Raw genomic sequence first — 18,998 nt, forward strand, 5'->3', positions numbered from 1 at the left:
CCTTATTTTTGATAGTCATGAATGATTACACCTTGTACCACACGGTTTACGGTACCTGTAGGAGACGGTGTATCTGGTTTGTTTTCCACTTTAAGCGAAGTCAATAGGGCAAAGAGTTGAGCATAAACGATGTAAGGGAAGACACGGTAAATATCGTTCAAGACACCACCACAACCAAGGGCTACTTCTTTGACATTTTCGAGACCAAAGGCTTGATCACTCAAAAGCACAACACGACGAGCAATCTGATCACCAGCAACTTCACGAACCAAGTCCAAGTCGTACTTGCGAGTGTAGTCTGTCGTTGTACCAAATACCAAAACAACTGTATCTTCGTTGATCAATGATTTTGGACCGTGACGGAAGCCGACTGGGCTTTCATACATGGTCGCCACTTGACCAGCTGTTAATTCCAAAATCTTGAGCTGAGCTTCATGAGCAAGCCCAAAGAAAGGACCAGCGCCCAGGTAGATAACACGGTTAAAGTCAAGGTCAACCAGCTCTTTGACATCTTCTGCATTGTCTAGAACTTTACGCGCAAGGCTAGACACAACTTCAAAACGTTCAGCTTTCACAGCAAATTCTGTAGGATCAAAAACCAAGAGAGCTGTTAGCATCATGGACGTAAAGCTAGAAGTCATGGCAAATCCAGCGTCATTGGAAGCAGCTGGTTGCAAGAGCAAAAGATTGCGGTCATCGCCATGAGCTTGAAGAGCCAATTTACCATCTGCAGCACATGTAATGGTCACTTGATAGAGGTCATCAACCAAGGCTTTGGCCAAATCAACCGTCGCCACACTTTCAGGTGAATTCCCACTACGAGCAAAGGAAACAAGGACAGTCGCCACATCTTTTTTCAAATAAGTTTCTGGATTGGCAACAATATCAGTTGTCGCAATGGCATTGAAATTCCATTTGCGTTCGTCATAGACTTCCTTAAAGTAAGGCACCAAGGTATCTCCCACATAAGCAGAAGTACCAGCACCCGTCAAGATGACCTTGATATAGTCATGCTTATCAGCGATTCCTTGTAGGAATGCTGCAATTTCTTCCCGTTTTGCTTGATAGGCTTCAAAAGCTTCTTTCCATACATCAGGCTGTTGGTAGATCTCACGAGTCGTGATTTCTGCACCCAGTTCAAGTAATTCTTCTTTTGTGTAATTTAGCATAGAGTTCCTCTAATCTATTGTTGTTTCATTCCTATTGAAAATATGGGAATGGGATTGACTCCCATTCCCATGTATATTCTATATAAGATGCTCTAAGTCACATCTTATTCATCTTCGTCATCATCGAAGCCCGCTAACAGGTCATTGACTTTCACGATGCTTTCTGCAGCACGGTTCTTGTAGTCCGCATCTGCGCCTGTAAGGCTAGCATTGATAAATTCAATCACCATTGGAAGATTCATCCCTGCGTAGAGTTCAATGTCGCGACCTTCCATGATCAAACGGCTTACCACGTTACAAGGTGTTCCGCCGAGAAGGTCCGCAAAGACTAGGAAATCATCCAATCCTTCGATAGCAGCTTCAAATTTTGCAGTAAATTCTTCTGGACCATCTTCTGGAAGAAGAGCCACTGCATGAATGTTGTCTTGTGGACCCATGATCATTTCTGTGCTACCTTTCAGTTCTTCACAGAAACGACCATGACTCACCAAAATTAATGATTTACTCATAAATTATGCGCCCATTCCAAGCAAGAATTTACCGATGAATGAAAGACCTACTGCAAGAACGATAATGATACCGATCGCTTTAGTAGAGTTCATACCTTTCTTACCAAGCAACCAGAAGATAAAGGCAGTAAAGATTGCTGGAAGCAAGCGTGGGAAGATTGAGTTCAAGATGTCTTGGAAGTCAATCATCTTTTCACCGATTGGCAATTTGTAAGAAATGTCAAAGTTGATCATTGTTGCTACAAGAGCACCCATCATGAAGACACCAAGTACAGATGCAGCGTCAATTAAAGCTGTCAAGGTACTTTGCATGTTGTTGATAAGGTTAACCCCTTCTTTGTAGGCAAATTCCAATTGTTTCCAACGGAAGATGTCATAAGCAACTGCAACTGCGATCCAAAGGAAGATACCCCATGGTTGACCTGCGATAGCCATAGTTGCTGCGATAGATCCCATGATAGCAGGTACAAGTGAACCAAAGATTGTATCTCCAAGAGGAGCAAATGGCCCCATCAAACCTGTCTTGATACCGTTAACGGCATCTTTTGAACCCACACCATCTTTTTCTTCCATGGCAAGGTCAAAACCAGCGATAATTGTGTGGAAGAATGGTGAAGTATTGAAGAATTGAGTATGAACTTTCATCATTTCTTTCAATTCAGGAGTTCCATCCCCATACATTTTACGCAATTGAGGCAAGATCATGTAAAGGTAACCAGAAGCTTGCATACGTTCGTAGTTCCAACCTAATTGGAAAGTAAACAAGCTACGTTTGTTGATTTGATTAAAATCTTCTTTTGTAAGTTTGTAATTAGAATTCGTCATCTTCGATTTCCCCACTTTCTGATGGTGTAGAAGGTGCTGCTACAGCTACTTTTTGGCTGTTCTTAAAGTGAACAACTGCAAGGAAGATACCTACGATAGAAACACCGATCATAGACAAACCTTTGAAGTTGTTAGCAAAGCCAATCTTTTCAGCAACATCAGCAGGAAGAGTACCAAGGATACCCGCAACAGCTCCACCAAGACCTGTTACATATGAGTAAAGGACAGTCAACATAGCTGTCAAACCAAATCCCATTGCAAGGTAGTGAAGGTTACGTTTAACTGGAAGGTAACGAAGCAAGATTGCAAATCCAAGACCTGGAAGCATACGACCTGCAAGTGTCAAACCGTCTGCAACCCATTGGTATTCTTTAACAAGGTCTACTACTGATTGTACGAAAGCACCACCAAAAGCAAGAGCGAAGAATACTGGAAGGGCACGAGAAAGAGCCCATGGAAGCGCACCAAGTAGGTAGTTGCGTTCGATACCTTTGTAGTCAAAGCGTTCGATCGCAGCATCAATACGGTGTGCAAAGAAAGTAGTTGTCATACGTCCAAGAACGTCGAAGTATGTCAAAAGTGCCGCTACTGGTACAGCGATTGTTGTAATCGCAAGGTCTGTATCAATACCTTGAGAGATAGAGAATGCTGTTGCAAGAACCGCACCAGAAGTTGCGTCGATACGAGAAGCACCACCGAAGGTACCAACCCCGAGAACGAACAACTGCAAGCTACCACCGATAAACAAACCAGTTGTCACATCTCCCATGATCAAACCAGTAATAAAACCAGCGAATACAGGGGAACCTGCAGATGAAACGATTGTCAACTCATCACAGATTTGATAAGCTGAGTACAAAGTGAGAAGTAAAATTTGCCACCATTGTATCATAACAATGACCTCCTAAAAATTTTTTCCTATTTTAATAAGCTCAAAAAGTCTGAAACTGGATCATTTGGAACCATTTGAGCAGTGAGTTTCACACCTTTTTCTGCTAGTTTGTGGAAGTCTTCCACATCCTTGTCTACCACGTTGATAGAACGTGTGATAGAGCGAGTTTCTGGTGTTTGAGACATATTGCCGACGTTGAGTGTTTCAAGCGGAACACCTGCTTCGACCAAACCAAGGAAACGGTCTGGTTTACGTGCAACGATAAAGAGACGTTGGCTATCGTATTTACCAGCAAGGATATTTGCTGCTGCTTTCTCAACTGGCAAGATACTGAGTTTCACACCTGGTGGTGTCGCAAGTTTCAAACCACTCTTTTCAATATCGTTGTTAACAACTTCGTCGTCTACAACCATAATGCGTGAAACATTTAGTTTTCCAGCCCAAAGATTGGCTACTTGACCATGGATCAAACGTCCATCGATACGGCATCCTACAATTGTCATAAGTTTTCCCCCTTTATGTGTTTTAGTGTAGGTTTACGAGTTAAATGAATCTCTTCTTTATATTCGCCCTCAGTTTCAAAGATGATGATGCGGTTAGCACCTTCCTTGAGATAGCTATGAGGGATATAAAGTGAGAGGGTCGGGCCGACGTTCCAGAAACGCCCTAGGTGGCGCCCGTTGACAAAGGCAACTCCCTTACCAAACTCAGACAAGTCTAAGTAGGTATCCTTCGGCTCTTCGACCGTAAAGTCGAAAGCGTAAAAGGCTGGTTGTCCTTCTGTCCATCCTTTTGAAAAATCAATCTTCTCAGGATTATCCAGTGGCAGTGGATATTGTTTCCAATTCAGTAAGAAATGTAGATCTTTGCAGACACCTGTACGAATTCCTTTATGTTGCGTATCTGCTAAGAACTTGTGTCCATAGTTAACACGCCCCATATTTTCGATCAGGATATCAATCTCTAAACAGCCTTCTCGATTGCCCTGACAGTAGATGTCTTCACCAATCTCTGTCTGGTATTGAGTAGCAATCCATTGACCATCTACAAAGAGTTGAGCTCGGTCACGTCCATCGATGATACGGAGGCGTTCCTCTTCTGCATCCCAACTTGCCTCAGTGCGGTAGAGAAGGTAGCCATAGCTTTGTCCAAGTTCTTCCATCGCTTTTGGATAGAGGCTTTCAGTAGGACTAGAGAGACTATCCAGGGTTTCAAACAAGGACACTTTTTCGACTAGTGGAATGGATTCCATTTCCATGCTTTCCTTGTAAAGTGGTTCCAACTGTGGATACTCTGGGAAGTGTGTTGCCATCATCTTCTTGACTGCTAGGTATTTAGCAGTTGGATTTCCTTCTTCATCGAGAAGGGCATCATAGTCGTAAGATGTGACTTGTGGTAAATCTAGAGTTCCTCGAGCCGAGCAACCATTCATGAAACCAAAGTTTGTTCCGCCATGGAACATGTAAAGGTTGATAGAGCCTTGTTCCAATACCTCTCGAACAGCTTCTGCCAATTCTTTAGGATCCCGTGTGATGATAGGCTCTTTCCAACGGTTGAACCAACCATCCCAGAATTCCATACACATGAGGGGCCATTTCTTACCATACTCATCAAAGAATTCCTGCATCTGTGAAAAGTTGTACGGAGCTTTAGAACCGAAGTTCCCTGTCACAAAGAGGTCGTCTTCGATCAAGGTTCCGGCTTTCAGAGTAGCCCTCCATGGACCATCTGAAGTAAAGAGTGGGCAATCAATCCCTCGGTCTTCCATCAATTTCCGAATCGCTCGTAGATAAGACTTATCTTCTCCATAAGAGCCATATTCATTTTCGACTTGCATCATGAGAATGTTTCCGCCATTATCCAACAAGCGGGGTACAAGCCTTGGCAATAATTGGTCATAATAGCGAGCAACAGCCTCGATGTAGGCCGGGTCAGACGAGCGAATTCGCATGTCCTTGGTCAAGAGCCAAGCCGGCAAGCCACCAAATTCCCATTCCGCACAGATAAATGGAGACGGGCGTACAATGGCGTAGAGACCCAGATCTTGTGCAATTTGAAGAAATCTCTCCAAATTTCTGGCACCTTCAAAATCAAACTCCCCTTCAACAGGTTCGTGTAAATTCCAAGCCACATAGGTCTCGACTGTATTAAAGCCAAGCGCCTTTAAGTTATAGAGAGAATAATACCAATCCTCTGCTGGAATCCTAAAATAATGAATGGCGCCGGACAAAATCTTGAACGGTTTTTCGTCTAAATAGAAATCGTCCTCAATTTTAAATCTTGTCATGTTATTACCTCTGACGAATTAAGTTTGCGCTTTCATTTATTATAATATTAACTATAATCAAATCTTTTGCATTTGTCAATAGGTTTTAGAAAATTCTTTAAAATTTTTCTATTTTTTTACTTCTTTTTTACCAAAATTGTCTAAAAATAGCATGAAATGAGGGCTTTTGCACGACCTCTGTTTTGACGGCGCTTTTATATATGTGCAAAATAATATTTTTAATGTATTATGTTATTTTTTCATCTAAATGCTACTATTTTCTTTGTGTTTGTGGTAAAATCAAAGAAGGAGAAAGAAAAAAATTGAGGTGCAATTATGGCTATTCCAAAATACCAATATATTAAAGACGAACTCAAGAATAAAATCATCTCAGGTCAATTTGCGAGTGGAGACAAGTTTTATACTGAAGCAGAGTTGATCGCCATGTATGATGTCAGTTCTATCACAGTTGTTCGTGCCTTGAACGACCTTGCCAAAGATGGCTATATTGTCCGCCAACAAGGAAAAGGAACTTTTGTTTCACGCGCTCGTAAGCACAAACTCGTTGAGTTTTCAGACGTAGAAATTTTTGAAACAAAAGACGATAAGGTAACTGTCCTTTCTATCGAACGTGGAAATAAGCTTGAATATTTGGAAAAACTTGGTTTGCGTGGAGACCAGTTCTACTACAAGATCGAACGGACACGTCAAACTAACGGTGTGACCTATATCTACCACACTTCTTATATTCCCGAACAATATATCAACGCCAACTATCCGAATCTTGACTATTATAGTTCTATCTATAAACGTTTCAAATTGGATTACCGCATTCACATGACTGATGAGCATTTTGAGGAAATCAACGAAATCGCATTCCCAACACCCGAGCATGCTGCTTCTACGTTGGGAATTGATACACAATTTCCAACTGTCTTCCAAACAAAGACTACAAAACTTGAAGCCACTGGCCAAGTCCTTGCCTATAGTGAAACTTATAAGCGAGCTGACTACTACAAAATCAAATTCATCTCGTGTGATCGAGGTCATTAAGAAAAAGCTTGAGCCTAGCTCAGGCTTTTTCTATGTTCATTATAGCATGCACCATTTAGTATGAACATATGACGAAGGGTAATTCTTTAATTAGTAGTGCTTTTACTAAAAACAAGTTAAATATTGGCTAGATTTTCCTTGTTTTTAGTTTTTTGATAATTTTTTCCTAAATCTTATGATTTCCTCCATTTATTATAGTTCTTTCATAAAGCCGCTTGACTTTTTATATCTTAGATAATAAAATAAAAACAGTTTTGTGTAAACGCTATCATACAATATAATAACAGGGAGGTTTTATCATGAAACTAGAAAAGAAACAGCGCTTCTCCATTCGTAAGTACGCGATTGGAGCAGCTTCTGTACTCATAGGATTTGCTTTTGGTACCCAAGTCGTATCTGCTGACGGGATTACTCCAGCTCCAACAGCTGAAGAAACTGTTCAAACTATTCAGGAGAGTCCACAAGCAGTCAAGGAAGCTGTAGACTCCAAAGTTCCAGAAAAATTGGAAGAAAAGGCTGACGAGCCTGTAAAAGAGGAGGTCAAAGAAGACCAGGAGGCTCCTCGAACAGTTACTCCAACAACAGAAGAGTCAAGCGCACCAGTTGTGACAGAAAATACTGCTCCAACTCCTACTGCCGAGAAAGAAAGCCCTGCTCCAGCTGAAACTCCTGCTGAAAGCACTTCTTCAGAAAAGAAAAATGAAGTCGTTACACCAGCAGTGGTTGCTCCTAGCACTGAACGAGCAAGTCAGGTAAATGAAAAACTGGCGAAAAGAAAAATGATCTCAATCGATGCTGGACGCAAGTACTTCTCACCTGAGCAACTCAAAGAAATCATCGACAAAGCCAAACACTACGGCTATACTGATCTCCATCTACTAGTTGGAAATGATGGCATGCGTTTCATGCTGGACGACATGACGATCAAAGCCAATGGTAAAACCTATGCAAGTGATGATGTCAAACGTGCACTCGAAAACGGAACGGATGCCTACTACAAGGATCCAAACGGCAACCATTTGACAGAAAGTCAGATGACGGACTTGATCAACTATGCTAAAAATAAAGGTATTGGTCTCATCCCAACTGTAAACAGCCCTGGCCACATGGATGCGATTTTGCATGCCATGAAAGAACTAGGCATCCAAAAACCAAACTTTACCTACTTTGATAAGGAATCTGCTCGTACCGTTGACCTTGATAACAAAGAAGCAGTTGCATTTACCAAGGCTCTGATTGACAAGTATGCTGCTTACTTCGCTGGCAAATCTGACATTTTCAATATCGGACTCGACGAGTATGCCAACGATGCTACAAACGCCAAGGGATGGAGCGTTCTTCAGGCTGATAAATATTATCCAAATGAAGGTTATCCTGAAAAAGGATATGAGAAATTTATCGCCTATGCCAATGACCTTGCTCGTATCGTCAAATCTCACGGCCTCAAACCAATGGCCTTTAACGACGGCATCTACTACAATAGTGATACTAGCTTTGGTACTTTTGACAAAGACATCATCGTTTCTATGTGGACTGGTGGATGGGGCGGATACGACGTCGCTTCTTCTAAACTTCTAGTTGAAAAAGGCCACCAAATCCTTAACACCAACGATGCTTGGTACTATGTTCTCGGACGAAATGCCGACGGCCAAGGCTGGTACAACCTCGATCAAGGACTCAATGGTATCAAGAACACTCCAATTACTTCTATACCAAAATCTGAAGGAGCAGATATTCCATTCATCGGGGGTATGGTAGCTGCTTGGGCGGACACCCCATCTGCACGCTATTCACCATCACGCCTCTTCAAACTTATGCGTAGCTTCGCAAATGCCAATGCTGAATACTTTGCTGCCGACTATGAGTCTGCTGAGCAAGCTCTGAAAGAAGTACCAACAGACCTTAACCGCTATACTGCAGAAAGTGTCGCAGCTGTCAAAGAAGCTGAAAAAGCCATTCGCTCACTCGATAGCAACCTCAGCCGTGCCCAACAAGATACCATTGACCAAGCAATCGCGAAACTCCAAGAAGCTGTCAGCAATTTGACCTTCACACCAGAAGCTCAAAAAGAAGAAGACGCGAAACGTGAAGTTGAAAAACTTGCCAAGAACAAGGTAATCTCCATCGATGCTGGACGTAAGTACTTCACGCTCGACCAACTCAAACGCATCGTAGACAAGGCGAGCGAGCTCGGCTACTCTGATGTGCATCTTCTCCTAGGAAATGATGGACTTCGCTTCCTCCTTGATGACATGACCATCACAGCTAACGGAAAAACTTATGCAAGTGATGATGTCAAAAAGGCCATCATCGAAGGAACAAAAGCTTACTACGATGATCCAAACGGAACTACTCTTAGCCAAGCTGAAATCACTGAATTGATTGAATACGCAAAATCAAAAGGCCTCGGACTCATACCAGCGATCAACAGCCCAGGTCACATGGATGCCATGCTCGTCGCTATGGAAAAACTTGGAATCAAGAATCCTCAAGCCAACTTTGACAAGGTCTCCAAAACAACTATGGACCTCGAAAACGAAGAGGCGATGAACTTTGTCAAAGCCCTCATCGGCAAGTACATGGACTTCTTTGCAGGCAAGACAAAGATCTTCAACTACGGTACAGACGAATATGCCAATGATGCCACCAACGCTCAAGGCTGGTACTACCTCAAATGGTATGGACTCTATGGCAAATTTGCTGAGTACTCTAACACCCTTGCTGCTATGGCCAAAGAAAGAGGCCTTCAACCAATGGCCTTCAACGATGGCTTCTACTACGAGGACAAGGACGATGTTGAGTTTGACAAGGATGTCATCATCTCTTACTGGTCTAAAGGATGGTGGGGCTACAACCTTGCATCTCCTCAGTACCTTGCAAGCAAAGGCTATAAATTCCTTAATACTAACGGAGACTGGTACTACATTCTCGGCCAAAAACCTGAAGATGGTGGCGGTTTCCTCAAAAAAGCAATTGAAAACACTAAAAAAACACCATTTAACCAGCTTGCATCTACCAAATATCCTGAGGTAGACCTTCCAACAGTTGGAAGCATGCTTGCCATCTGGGCAGATAGACCAAGTGCTGAGTATAAGGAAGAAGAAATCTTTGAACTCATGACTGCCTTTGCAGACAATAACAAAGACTACTTCCGCGCTAACTACAATGCTCTCCGTGAGGAACTTGCTCAAATCCCTGCAAGCTTGGATGGATACAGCAAGGAAAGCTTGGACGCCTTAAATGCAGCTAAAGAAGCTCTCAACTACAACCTCAACCGTAACAAACAAGCCGAGTTAGACGCTCTCGTAGCCAAACTCAAGGCAGCCCGCCTAGGCCTCAAACCAGCAGCAACCCACTCAGGAAGCCTCGATGAAAACGAACTAGCTGCCAATGTTGAAACCAAACCGGAACTCATCACAAGAGCAGAAAAGATTCCATTTGAGGTCATCAAGAAGGAAAATCCGAATCTTCCAGCCGGTCAGGAAAAGATCATCACACCAGGTGTAGATGGTGAACGCACTCATTACATCTCTGTCCTTACTGAAAATGGTAAACAAACAGAAACCGTTCTAGATAGCCAAGTAACCAAAGAACCTGTGACCCAAGTGGTTGAAATCGGTGCCCCTATTATCCACAAAGGGGATGAAAGTGGCCTTGCTCCAGCTGTCGAAGTGAAACCAAGACTGGATATCCAAGAAGAAGAAATTCCGTTCACTACTGTGACACGTGAAAATCCACTCTTGCTCAAAGGGAAGACTCAAGTCGTTACTAAAGGCGCTAACGGCCGTCGCAGTCATTACTACTCTGTGAGCACTAGTGCTGACGGTAAGGAAGTGAAAACTCTTGTAGATAGCCTTGTGACTCAAGAAGCAGTGACCCAAGTTATTGAAGTCGGAACCCTTGTAACCCATGTAGGAGACGAACACGGTCTTGCTCCAGCTGCCGAAGCGAAACCAAGACTGGATATCCAAGAAGAAGAAATTCCGTTCACTACTGTGACACGTGAAAATCCTCAATTACCACTCGGACAAACGCAAGTAGTCGTTGCTGGAGTAAATGGTCGCCGTACGATTTTCTACTCTGTCAGCACTACTGCTGACGGCAAGGAAGAAAGAACCCTTGTCAATAGTGCAGTATCGCAGGAAGCGGTCGCTCAGGTTGTCGAAGTCGGAACTGCCGTTGAGAAAACTGAGCAAGCTGAACCAACTACTAGCAAAGCAGAAGAAAAACAACTCCCTGCAACAGGAAGCCAAGACTCTGCAGGCTTGGTCGCAGTAGGACTCATGGCTACGCTAGCAGCCTACGGACTCACTAAGAGAAAAGAGGATTAAACCTCTTCGACAAGAATACAAAAAAGCGAGATTGAATCTCGCTTTTTGTTGTTATGATTAGTCACCCAGTCCGATACGTTCAAAGATATCATCCACTCGTTTAGTGTAGTATGCAGGGTTGAAGATTTCGTCGATTTCCTCTTGAGTCAGGCGTGATGTCACTTCTGGATCTGCTTCGAGAAGCGGTTTAAAGTCTACTTGATTATCCCAAGAGTAGGCCGTTTTTGGTTGCACCAAGTCATAGGCTTGCTCACGTGTCATACCTTTTTCGATCAAGGTCAACATAGCACGTTGACTAAAGATAAGACCGAAAGTTGAGTTCATGTTGCGGATCATGTTTTCTGGGAAGACCGTCAAGTTTTTGACGATATTTCCAAAGCGGTTGAGCATGTAGTCGATCAAAATGGTTGTATCTGGTGTGATGATACGCTCAGCTGATGAGTGGGAAATATCACGTTCATGCCAGAGAGCGACGTTTTCATAGGCCGTCACCATGTGACCACGGATAACACGCGCCAAACCTGTCATGTTTTCAGAACCGATAGGGTTGCGTTTGTGAGGCATTGCTGAAGACCCTTTTTGCCCTTTGGCAAAGAATTCTTCTACTTCGCGTTGCTCAGACTTTTGCAAACCACGAATCTCAGTCGCCATACGCTCGATAGAAGTTGCGATACTAGCAAGAACTGCAAAGTACTCAGCGTGAAGGTCACGAGGAAGGACCTGTGTAGAGATTTCTTGAGCACGGATACCAAGTTTGTCGCAGACATATTGCTCAACAAATGGTGGGATGTTAGCAAAGTTTCCAACCGCACCAGAGATTTTACCAGCTTCCACACCAGCCGCCGCATGCTCGAAACGCTCGATGTTACGCTTCATTTCGCTGTACCAAGTCGCCAATTTAAGACCAAAGGTTGTAGGTTCAGCGTGCACACCGTGGGTACGACCCATCATGATGGTGAACTTGTGCTCCTTAGCCTTGTCAGCGATGATGTTGGTGAAGTTTTCAAGGTCACGACGGATGATGTCGTTGGCTTGTTTGTAGAGGTAACCATAGGCAGTATCGACCACGTCGGTAGAAGTCAAGCCATAGTGAACCCACTTGCGCTCTTCACCAAGAGTCTCAGAAACCGCACGCGTGAAAGCCACCACATCGTGGCGCGTCTCCTGCTCAATCTCTAAAATACGGTCGATGTCAAAGTCCGCCTTTTCGCGAATCAAAGCCACATCTTCCTTAGGGATTTCCCCCAACTCAGCCCATGCCTCGTCAGCCAAGATTTCCACCTCAAGCCAAGCACGGTATTTATTTTCTTCACTCCAAATGTTCGCCATCTCTGGGCGAGAGTAACGGTTGATCATAATTTAAGATACCAAGGACGACCAGAAAGCAACTGAATTTTAGGAACCCAACGCAGGATGCTTGCATCCCAGGCGGATTATCTAAATTCCGAGCTTTCCGTCCAGGTTCAAGTTAGTGGAACCTGATGTCCTTTCCTTTCTAGTTTTAAAGTTATTTTTTACAGGAGAGATGCTTTTAGCACGAGTTCAAACGCTTAAACTTGCCCTCTTCTCCTTTCTTGCTTTCAATCTTTTATTTTCTGTTCCCAATTGGGGCGGAAAATAAAAATTATAGCCTTTACATATTTTAGAAGTATGACACTACATTAGCTAGTTATTTTTGTGAATGCGAATTGGAAGCTGGAACTCCTTAGTTTTCTCATCTGCTAATATTTCATGTAATATTTGATGTAGATCAGCAAAATCATTAACATTATTACCCGAACCATTCGCAAATTCTGGATATAACTTATAAAATGGTATAGAAGGAATCATTTTTCCATTCTTATTAATAACAACCAATGAAAAATCTTTACATGCTAAAGTAAATAAAAATAAATTCTCTCGAGACAACTGCTTGTTAAATCTACTCACGCCATAATTAAAGCCTGGTTCATTCAATTTAATATTAGGATTGAAGTACACTTCAAAACCTTCAGGAAATCTTTCATTTCTTAACTGTGGTAACCATACTGGATTAACAGCTACTCCAGACGCAATAGACATTGTTATTGCTGTCTTTATACACCATTTACTGATAAATAGACGCTGTAATTCAGTTATACGGTTATTTATGGTTAAGATATTTAGTGCATCTTTTTCAAAAAACTGGCCAAACCACTGGTTACAATCCCTACAAAATATATTACCTATAAGAGGTTTGACATGGTAGTTATCTGACATCCACTTAGGAGAGCAATGTTCTCTCGTTATTTCCGGTTTATTACAAGAATAACATAATTTTCCCAATTTTAAATTTGATTTTGAGGGTAGTGATTCACCACTAGTTGTCGATTGGTATACTTCATAGTCAGATGAACCTATAATATCTAAATAGTTGTTGAAATTACCAGGAATTACCTGTTTTAGACGGTTAATATTATTTACAATAGACGAAATTTTTTGCTCAAATTTATTGTCAGTTATTGAAATTTTAGACATGGGAAATATAGGTTGGTCATCATCAGATGTAGAAAATTTAACTCTACCTACAGTAGTGTGTGTCCTTGACTCCACTACAAAACTAAATGTACTTACACTACTCATAAACTTTCTTTCTTCTTCAGAAAGTTCAAATGAAATTACTTCTTGGACACCATTTTTTTTAAATTCTATTTTTAAACAATAATCACTTATGTAAGATTTGACATTTGTTAATGATTTATATGTAGTAGGTAATTCACCAAAATTATAAGGTTTGCCTCCAGATTCAATTAACCATTTTCTGAATTTTTGATCATTTGTCTTATAAACTACTAGTGGAACCAATAATGTAAAATCAATACGTTCAGAAAGTTCAGCTTCCTCTAAATCCATATCAGTTCCGCTATATTCACATATACAGCAACATACCGCGTAATTAGACTCAGATTTTTGGAATCTGTATACTGATTTCCAACTTTCTTTATTTAAAACATCAATAAACTCCATTCCTGAAACTTACCATCCTTCCTCGTAGCTCATTTAGTGAAAAACTAAAATAAACTTAAAATTATAATGCATTCTTCACTCAAACTCCTCTTTTCCAATAAACACAAATGGGTAGTTAGGTAATTCATTGAGAATAGTAGCCAATGATAAATCGCAAATCGCCAAATAGTTTTCGGGGTATATTGTGCAACTAATTCATCACGTTTAGTTTGCACATTGCCATGGACGGCACTTGCAAACAAGTTTTCAACGGCAGCTCCAGTCTTATCCTTCTCAACAAAAGCATTAACGATTATTTGAATCATAATGATTAACCAAGTCGGTAACCATAATCCGTATTTAGTTTTGTAAACACGAGAACTCTAGTCCCTCTTTTGTTTATTTCATTCTATCAAAGATTGAGTGCTCGAGTTCAAATGTTTGAACTTTTTCTATCTTCAAGTATTTTATGAATCGTATCTACTATAGTAATTCCAACAAAAGCCATTCCCCAAACATTGACAGCATATTCCATATCAGGGTTTCTTAGACTAATAATTGTAAAAATCATTAACCACACATTTTCAACAATGAAATAATATTGATGAGTACTTTTTCTAAAGCAACTTAGGAATTTTAAAATTGCATAAGGTATAATTAAGAATATACTTAATAATAGAGCACCAAATACATCAATATTAATATCCTTTAAATTCATTACAATGTTATTAGTTAAATAAAATGCAACTAATGGATAAGCAATATTAAATAGGCAAAAGCAAAATTTTTTTAAATTTTCCATAACAATTCCTTCTAATTCTAATAATAACTCACTAGAAATCTTCTTTCCCAATAAGCACGGATGGGTAGTGAGGTAATTCGTTGAGATTTGTATCCAATGGTAAATCATAAATTGCTAAATAGTTTTCAGGATATTGAGCAACCAGCTCTTCATACTTAGCTTTCATTTTTTCGTGATCGCTACTAGCATACAAGACTTCAACGACTGCTCCAGTCTTCTCTTTTTCAACAAATGCGTTGACTATTATTTGAATCATAAGAATTGATCAAGTCCGTAGCCCGTATTCAGTTTAGAGAATACGAGAGCCCTTGTTCCTTTCTATAAATTTAAAAGTTTAGGTTTACTTACATCTCAAGGAGAAACACTAGCATTCTTCCATGAGTTTCGTCCGAGGTCGATTGTATGAGCACACTTTCCTTTCTATGTTCACTTTCATAAGTTCTCAATTCTACTGCTAAACATTCAAAATTTTGAACGCTTCACAAAATCGTTTAACAACAATATACTAATCATTTAATACTAGAGACATTTTTTCTTTAATTAACTTTCTGCAAATTGACAAACATTCTTCCAATTTATTATATATTTCTCTGGGAGGTTCAATATAACCTTCTGCTTGGGATTGTTGATATTTATCAAATTCTTCAGCTTCATCCCAGACAGCAACCCCTTCAGGATCAGGCAAACCAGCCAATGAACGCACTTGATATTGAAACTTTTGAAGTATTTTTCTATCAGCTTCATCCGTCAATAATATATAAAATTTATAGTAAACCTCATCAAAGTTTAAAAGTGGATTCAAGTCTTGTTTCTTCTTCGTTGAAGGTCCAATTTTAGATTCAATGATAGTTACTATGTTTCCAGCCACATAAGCAAAATCTTGGATCGTTTTTATATACATATCTCTATCTGAATTGATACGCAACTGCTGTCTTTCTTCTTGAATTAATTTTTGTTGATTTGCTTGCTCATTTTTCTTTTGGTAAAAACCGATTATAGCTAGAACAATTGTAACCATATTTGTTAAGATTAGTGTTACCAATGTAATCTTGGTTTCATTACTCATACCTTCAAAAAACCTTTCCATATATCACTACTCCCCAAACTCTTCAACCTCATCTGGCACACCACTAAACAAAGTCACATGCCCCATCTTGCGGTTGTGCTTCGCTTCTATTTTACCATACATGTGGAGGTGGGCGCTTGGATTTTCTGCGACATACTTTTCAGCAGCCTCGACGTGTTGGCCCAGAACATTGAGCATCACAGCAGGCGCATACAATTTGATAGCTGGCAATGGTGCCCCCAGAACACCGAGAATATGGGTGTCAAACTGCGAGAAGTCGCAGGCTTCGATTGAGTAGTGTCCTGAATTGTGTGGACGCGGGGCAATCTCATTGACGATAATATCATCGGCTGTCGCAAACATTTCCACGCAAAGGGTTCCAGAGAGGTTCAGTTGCTCAGCGATTCTCACTGCCATAGCTTTGGCTTTTTCAGCTAGACTTTCTGAAATGCGAGCAGGCACAATTGTTTTTGAAAGAATATTGTTGCGGTGGATATTTTCCTGAACTGGGAAAACCGTCACATCCTTGCCATTCCCTGATACGATGACAGAAATTTCAAGGTCAAAGTTGACAAATTCTTCCAAAACGCAGTCTGCTGAGTCAGCTAGCGCATAGGCTTCTTCCAAATCTGCTTCCGAGCGAATAACCTTTTGTCCATGCCCATCGTAGCCACCTGTCGCAGTCTTGAGGACATAGTTTTTCGATAGGTCAATATCTGCCAAGTCTTGGCTTGAAGTCACAACCTTGTAGGGTGCAACTGTCACTTGGGCCTTGTTTGAGAGAAAGTCCTTTTCAAAGATGCGATTTTGAGAAATGCGGAGCAGGTCTGTTCCTTGAGGGAGTTGTCCATCCTTGATAACGGCATCCAAACCGTCAGCATCGACATTTTCAAACTCATAAGTGAGAACATCACAACGGTCTGCCAACTCACGAAGAGCCTCTACATCGTTGTAAGGGGCCACGATGATTTCCGCCACGCGAGAGGCTGGGCAATCCGCCGCAGGATCCAGCGCGATGACCTTGTTCCCCATGTAGATAGCAGAAATGGCCATCATCTGACCCAGCTGACCGCCACCGATAATTCCGATTGTTTTAGATGAGCTCATTGGTAGACTCCTCTGCGATTTTTCCTTGTTCTTCTGCAAAATCTGCCAATGCTGTCGCGATAGCCTGGTCCTCTACTGAAAGGAGACGGAGAGCAAAGAGGGCTGCGTTTGTCGCTCCTGCTTCACCAATGGCCATAGTTGCCACAGGCACACCACCCGGCATCTGTACGATAGAGTAGAGCGAGTCCACACCACTAAGGGCACGCGATTTGACAGGTACCCCGATGACAGGGAGAGTTGTTTTAGCTGCTACCATACCTGGTAAGTGAGCTGCGCCACCAGCACCTGCGATGATGACTTTGATACCGCGACTGCGGGCTTCTTCGGCGTGTCTAAACATGAGGTCTGGTGTGCGGTGGGCAGAGACAACCTTCTTTTCGTAGGCTACACCGAATCGGTCGAGGACTTCTGCTGTTTTTTGCATGGTGACCCAGTCGGATTTTGAGCCCATGATAATGGAAATTGCTGGTTTCATTTCTTCTCCTTTTTTAATAATCGTCTAATGTAGTGCGGACGTAAGCGACCTCCTAAGGCGTTCCATTACTAAAACTGGAGCCTAGGTCTCCAGTTTTCCGCTCCTAGTAGCTTTGCTACTAGGAGTTCCACTACTGCGACGATTATCCTATAGTGGCTCGCTTTCGCTCGCCATGACAATTTTTGTATCTGTTAATCTTTTATTGCCTTGCTTCCGATATCTGTTCGGTAAAAGAGGCCTTCTGTTTTTTGTTGGGATAGTTCTTGGTAGATGATGTCTTGGGATTCTTTGACGGTATCGGCTGTGGTAACCAGCATATAGACACGTCCACCGTTTGATAGCAGTGCTCTGCTATTTTCCGAAAACTTAGACCCTGCATAGTAGGTGATGATATCGCCATCGGTTTTGGCTGGCAACTTGACACCTTTTTCATAGTCTAGCGGGTAGCCCTTGGATGCGACAACCACACCCAGAGTCACACCCTTGTCCGTCCACGTGATGTTCGGCTCCTTGCCATCGAGAATATCCGTGATATTTTGTGCAAAGTCAGATGTTAGGCGAGGCAGGATAATCTGAGTTTCAGGATCTCCAAAACGAGCATTGAACTCGATCACCTTAGGTCCATCAGCTGTCAAGATAAGACCAGCGTAAAGGACACCAAGATAAGGGCGGTCTTCTTGGATCATGCCTTCAAGGACTGGCTTGACAATAGTGTCAACCGCTGTGGTAACCACACTCTGTGGTAAGTGAGGAACTGGCGCATAAGCTCCCATACCGCCCGTGTTAGGTCCCTTATCGCCATCATAGGCACGTTTATGGTCCTGAGCCGTCGGCATGATGTAGAACTTGTCCCCATTGACAAAGGCAAAGAGAGAGAACTCTTCTCCGTCGAGGAATTCCTCGATAACCACACGCGCGCCTGAGTCACCGAACTTATTGTCCAAAAGCATCTCATGAGCGGCTTCGACCGCTTGCTCAACCGTTTCAGCTACGACAACACCTTTCCCAAGAGCCAATCCATCCGCCTTGACGACGATTGGAGCGCCTTTCTCCTCGATATAGGCCTTGGCCTCCTCGAAATCTGAAAAAGTGCCATAGGCTGCTGTCGGAACACCATATTTGACCATGATTTCCTTTGCGAAATCCTTGGACCACTCCAGCTCGGCTGCAGCCCTAGTCGGACCAAAAGCCTTGAGCCCAGCTTTGTTAAAATCATCTACGATACCAGAGGCAAGGGCATCATCAGGACCGATAAAGGCCCAAGCAATATCATTGGCTTTTGCAAATTCAATCAACTTATAATGTTCGGAAATAGAGATGTTTACCAATTCCAGACCATCCAGAGTCATTCCGTCATTCCCAGGAGCTACAAAAACATTTTCAACGTCTTTTGACTCAAGCAACTTCTTGGCAATCGCATGTTCACGACCTCCTGAACCTACAACTAACAGCTTCATCTTTCAACCTCTTTTGCGAATTATTTACTAACATTATATCACAGACGTTCGTTTTAATCTTGTTTCACTTAGCATTTTAAGC

The 18,998-nt window shown here is 42.0% G+C and carries 16 protein-coding genes and 1 pseudogene; 2 read left to right on the forward strand and 15 right to left on the reverse strand.

The window, feature by feature from the left end:
* Positions 1-2: 2 nt before the first annotated feature.
* The 6 genes from D8801_RS08210 to D8801_RS08235 all read right to left on the reverse strand — a co-directional run bounded on the left by D8801_RS08210 (position 3) and on the right by D8801_RS08235 (position 5,682).
* Positions 3-1,169: an SIS domain-containing protein gene (locus D8801_RS08210; RefSeq protein ID WP_125849119.1), complete on the reverse strand. Its 1,167-nt coding sequence runs from the start codon at positions 1,167-1,169 to the stop codon at positions 3-5.
* A 104-nt stretch (positions 1,170-1,273) separates the two neighbouring features.
* On the reverse strand, positions 1,274-1,678 hold the full coding sequence (locus tag D8801_RS08215; RefSeq protein ID WP_081102481.1) for a PTS sugar transporter subunit IIA: 405 nt from the start codon (positions 1,676-1,678) through the stop codon (positions 1,274-1,276).
* 3 nt (positions 1,679-1,681) lie between these two features.
* Positions 1,682-2,503, reverse strand: a complete 822-nt coding sequence (locus D8801_RS08220) for a PTS system mannose/fructose/sorbose family transporter subunit IID (RefSeq protein ID WP_000185284.1) — start codon at positions 2,501-2,503, stop codon at positions 1,682-1,684.
* Positions 2,490-3,395, reverse strand: coding sequence for a PTS mannose/fructose/sorbose/N-acetylgalactosamine transporter subunit IIC (locus D8801_RS08225; protein WP_045616654.1), 906 nt, complete (start codon positions 3,393-3,395; stop codon positions 2,490-2,492). Before D8801_RS08225 ends, D8801_RS08220 begins: the two co-directional genes overlap by 14 nt.
* A gap of 26 nt (positions 3,396-3,421) precedes the next feature.
* A complete protein-coding gene (locus tag D8801_RS08230; protein WP_000156968.1) occupies positions 3,422-3,898 on the reverse strand; it encodes a PTS sugar transporter subunit IIB in 477 nt (158 codons plus the stop codon).
* The gene (locus D8801_RS08235) at positions 3,895-5,682 is read right to left on the reverse strand and encodes a glycoside hydrolase family 35 protein (RefSeq protein WP_125849121.1); all 1,788 of its coding nucleotides are present in this window, start codon (positions 5,680-5,682) and stop codon (positions 3,895-3,897) included. Before D8801_RS08235 ends, D8801_RS08230 begins: the two co-directional genes overlap by 4 nt.
* A 315-nt stretch (positions 5,683-5,997) precedes the next feature.
* Here D8801_RS08235 and D8801_RS08240 point away from each other — a divergent pair, with 315 nt between their 5' ends.
* Both D8801_RS08240 and strH read left to right on the forward strand, forming a co-directional pair.
* Positions 5,998-6,714 carry a GntR family transcriptional regulator gene (locus D8801_RS08240; protein WP_001007187.1) on the forward strand — a complete coding sequence of 239 codons (717 nt, stop codon included), beginning with the start codon at positions 5,998-6,000 and terminating at the stop codon, positions 6,712-6,714.
* A gap of 299 nt (positions 6,715-7,013) precedes the next feature.
* Positions 7,014-11,045: an LPXTG-anchored beta-N-acetylhexosaminidase StrH gene (gene strH / locus D8801_RS08245; RefSeq protein ID WP_084975720.1), complete on the forward strand. Its 4,032-nt coding sequence runs from the start codon at positions 7,014-7,016 to the stop codon at positions 11,043-11,045.
* 57 nt (positions 11,046-11,102) lie between these two features.
* On the opposite strand, the gene purB is transcribed toward strH, so the two are convergent.
* From purB to purD, 9 genes and pseudogenes are all read right to left on the reverse strand, one after another.
* On the reverse strand, positions 11,103-12,401 hold the full coding sequence (gene purB / locus D8801_RS08250) for an adenylosuccinate lyase (protein WP_000610729.1): 1,299 nt from the start codon (positions 12,399-12,401) through the stop codon (positions 11,103-11,105).
* Positions 12,402-12,710: 309 nt separating this feature from the next.
* Positions 12,711-14,030: a hypothetical protein gene (locus D8801_RS08255; protein WP_084975718.1), complete on the reverse strand. Its 1,320-nt coding sequence runs from the start codon at positions 14,028-14,030 to the stop codon at positions 12,711-12,713.
* Positions 14,031-14,105: 75 nt separating this feature from the next.
* Positions 14,106-14,335: pseudogene (locus tag D8801_RS08260) on the reverse strand (phosphoribosylaminoimidazole carboxylase).
* Between the two features lie 107 nt (positions 14,336-14,442).
* The gene (locus D8801_RS08265) at positions 14,443-14,811 is read right to left on the reverse strand and encodes a hypothetical protein (protein WP_084975717.1); all 369 of its coding nucleotides are present in this window, start codon (positions 14,809-14,811) and stop codon (positions 14,443-14,445) included.
* Positions 14,812-14,842: 31 nt separating this feature from the next.
* Positions 14,843-15,067 (reverse strand): phosphoribosylaminoimidazole carboxylase, encoded by a 225-nt coding sequence (locus D8801_RS08270; RefSeq protein ID WP_084975716.1) that lies wholly within the window; start codon positions 15,065-15,067, stop codon positions 14,843-14,845.
* Positions 15,068-15,316: 249 nt separating this feature from the next.
* Entirely contained in the window at positions 15,317-15,898 is a 582-nt protein-coding gene (locus D8801_RS08275) for a hypothetical protein (RefSeq protein WP_084975715.1), read from the reverse strand.
* Between the two features lie 6 nt (positions 15,899-15,904).
* Positions 15,905-16,984 (reverse strand): 5-(carboxyamino)imidazole ribonucleotide synthase, encoded by a 1,080-nt coding sequence (gene purK / locus D8801_RS08280; RefSeq protein WP_125849123.1) that lies wholly within the window; start codon positions 16,982-16,984, stop codon positions 15,905-15,907.
* Entirely contained in the window at positions 16,971-17,459 is a 489-nt protein-coding gene (purE, locus tag D8801_RS08285; RefSeq protein WP_125849125.1) for a 5-(carboxyamino)imidazole ribonucleotide mutase, read from the reverse strand. Before purE ends, purK begins: the two co-directional genes overlap by 14 nt.
* A 191-nt stretch (positions 17,460-17,650) precedes the next feature.
* A complete protein-coding gene (gene purD, locus D8801_RS08290) occupies positions 17,651-18,916 on the reverse strand; it encodes a phosphoribosylamine--glycine ligase (RefSeq protein WP_125849128.1) in 1,266 nt (421 codons plus the stop codon).
* Positions 18,917-18,998 lie beyond the last annotated feature (82 nt).

This window comes from Streptococcus oralis (assembly GCF_003943415.1).
GTDB classification, from domain to species: Bacteria; Bacillota; Bacilli; order Lactobacillales; family Streptococcaceae; genus Streptococcus; species Streptococcus oralis_BJ.